At 57.4% G+C, this 3,120-nt stretch carries 2 protein-coding genes; both read right to left on the bottom strand.

Features of this window, described 5'->3' with window-relative positions:
* Positions 1–1,012, bottom strand: a 1,012-nt coding sequence (locus RBR60_RS16585) for a TolC family protein (RefSeq protein ID WP_320358873.1), incomplete at its 3' end; no start/stop codon positions are given.
* 77 nt (positions 1,013–1,089) lie between these two features.
* Positions 1,090–3,120 (bottom strand): efflux RND transporter permease subunit (locus tag RBR60_RS16580; protein ID WP_320358871.1); only part of this gene is annotated, 2,031 nt, incomplete at its 5' end.

The raw sequence follows: 3,120 nt of genomic DNA, 5'->3' as shown, positions 1-3,120 counted from the left end.
CCTCCTGGCGCTCATGGTCCAGACGACTCACCGCCATCCGGTTGCGGGCCAACACAGCGGGCTTTTTCAGACCGTCAAACAGGTTGACGGACAAAGAGAGGGTCAGCCGGGTCTCATCCTTCACCTGATCGGAAAGGGCGTAATTGTCCGCAGACTGCCCGTGGGAAAGGCTGAGGTCAGCCCTGGGAAGGTAGGCGCTTTTTGCCTGACGCACCCCTTCTTCGGCCATGTCCCTTGAAAAGGCGAGGATTTTCAGCTCACTCCTGCCCGCCTGCATCCTCTCCCGCAGAAGCACTTCCTTTTCCAGGGAAGGGAGATTCTCAAAGTCGGAAAAATCCAGATCGGAAAGCCCAAGGGAAAGCCCTGTTGTACGGGACAGCTGATTCATGGCCTTGGTTACCGACGCGTCCGCCCGCATCCAGGCCTGTTCCGCATCATCCAGCACCACCTTGATCTTGAGGTAATCGGCTTTACGGATCACCCCCACTCCATGACGGCTCAGGGCATGGGCATACTCCTGACGGTAGAGGTTACGGGCATTCTGGGCCACTTCCCGCTCCGCCAGAGCCCGGTGTACCCCAAGGAAGGCTAAAGCCACCTCCAGCCGCACATCCTGACGCAGGCCTTCCATCAGAGCCTCCTGCACCCCCACCTGGCTGCGGGCCACGGCAAGGAGACTCTGATCCTGAAATCCGGCAAAAAGGTTCCACCGGGCCGCGATCTTCCATGCGGCGTTTTCATCGTTTTCAAAAAGGGTGCTGTCGTTCAGGCGATGGGCCGTATAGGAGGCATCCACACCGGGAAGAAAGGCCGCCTTCCTTTCCCTGACCCCCTCTTCGGCCTGACGCCGGGAGATTTCATACATTTTCACGATATCCCGGTTCTCCAGAGCCGCTTCCATGAGGTTTGCCAGGCAGCGGTTTGCCTCCGAGGCCAGGGCCTGTCCTGAAAGGAGAAGGAGCAGGGCAAAAAGGCAACACCTCATGCCCGATATCGGCAAAGGACTTCTCATAGGGGGGTCTCCCTTATTCCACATAGGATTATGAGCGCATGTTTTCAGATGGCCAAACGGCGTGCGCTCAGGATTTTTCAGGTGAAAACGCTGTCATCCCGCTTCTTCTCAAAACCGATGAAAAAGGCAAGAAGTGCAGGAATCACAAAAAGGGTGAACACCGTGGAAAGGGCAAGCCCCCCCAGAATCACGCTCCCAAGCCCTCGATACAGTTCACTGCCCGCTCCCGTGGAAAGGGCTAAGGGCAGCATGCCGAAAATGGAGGTGGCAGCACTCATGAAAATGGGCCGGATGCGGGTGCGTACCGCCTCCCGCACCGCTTCCACCCCATAAAAGCCCTCGTAGCGCACGTTGTTCAGGGACTGGTGCACAATGAGAATGGCGTTGTTCACCACCGTTCCCACAAGGATGATGAAACCCAGCATGGTCACCACGTCAAAGCCCTGAGGTGCCACAAAGGCGTCCACCAGACGCAGACCCATGAAGCCTCCGGCTGCGGCCAGGGGTACGGTGAACATGATGATGAGGGGATAGAAAAAGTTCTCAAACAGGGCCGCCATGAGCAGATAGGTGATGGCAACGGCCAGAAGGAAGTTCCACTGCAGGGCATTGCGGGTCTGGGTGAGCTTGTCCGCGTTGCCGCCGATGCCGATCTCCACACCGGAAAGCCTGCCCGCCTCCTGCATGGGCCGGATCACGGTATCGGACAGGATATCAATGGCTTCCTGCAGGGGAACAGAATCCGGCGGGGTCACCTGAAGCCGTACATGGCGCTTTCTTTCCAGATGGTTCACCTGGGTCATGCCCTGGGTATAGACAAGGTTTGCCACGTCCCCCACCCGCACAAGGGAACCCTGGGGATTCACAAGGGGGGTGTTGAGCAGGGCCTCCGGAGTGCGGGCCCTGTCCTTTGGCCCTTTCAGCACGATATCCAGCTGACGGTCCCCTTCAGGCCGGAATTCATCGATCTTTCTGCCGTCCATGAGCACATCCACATATACGCCAAGATCGCTTTCCGTAAGGCCGATGGCAGCAAGTCTCTCCTTTATGGGAATGAAGTTGGCTTCGGGATAGGCCGTTTCCAGGGAGGGTACGGGCCTCACCTGGGCGCCCTGCATGGCCCCCATGATGGCTCCGTAAAGCTGCCCGCCTGCGGCAATGATGAGATTGAGGTTGTCCCCTGTGATGTCCACATCAATGGTGCGGCTTCCGCCCAGATCATCCTGAAAAATACCCGCCTGAAAGCTGACCCCGAACATGTCCGGAATTTCGCGGATGATGCGGGTGAAAAGGGGAATCATGCCGGAAGCTTCCGTTTCATGGGCCGAAACCGCGCCCACAAGGCTCAGCTGCTCCGTACCCACGTACCAGATGTCGGAAATCCGGGGAACTCCGTCCTTCCACTCTTCCTCAAAATAAGGCCGGGTTTCCTCCTTGATGAAGTCCCCCACAGCCGTGCGCTTTTCCACGGAACTGCCCGGCGGCGGAATGAGAATATTGATCACAAGGTTCCGGTTGCCCTGAGGCAGGTATTCCGCCTTGGGTGCAAGCCCCACCACAATGGCAAGGGCAATGCCCGTGAAGGCCAGCACACAGAACACACGGGTCATCCAGTTCTGAAGGAAGAACCCCGCAATGCGCATGATGTTCAGGTGGATGAAGGCACCAAAGGCATAGATCAGCCCTTTTTTTTCCTGAACCGGCTTTTTGGCGTATCCGTAAAGGCGGTTCATGATGGTGGGAATAACGGCAATGGACACAAGAAAGCTGAAAAGAATGGCAAAGGTGATGGCAATGGCAATGTCCCGGAAAAGCTGACCCGCCTCCTCCTGAATAAAGATAACGGGCAGGAATACGGCCACTGTGGTGGCTGTGGAGGCAAAAATCGCCCCTTTGACCTCCCTTGCACCATCATAGGCGGCCCGGAAGGCGGACTTACCAAGGCTTCGGTGACGGTCAATGTTCTCCAGCACCACGATGGCGCTGTCCACCAGCATGCCCACGGCAAAGCTGATGCCCGCAAGGCTCACCACGTTGAGGTTACGGCCGAAGATCCAGAGAAAAATGAAGGTGCCGATGATGGAAACGGGAATGGCAAGGGCTGTGGT

This window comes from Desulfobotulus sp., from assembly GCF_034006065.1.
Lineage (GTDB): Bacteria > Desulfobacterota > Desulfobacteria > Desulfobacterales > ASO4-4 > Desulfobotulus.
This window is presented reverse-complemented; position numbering and strand designations above follow the sequence as displayed.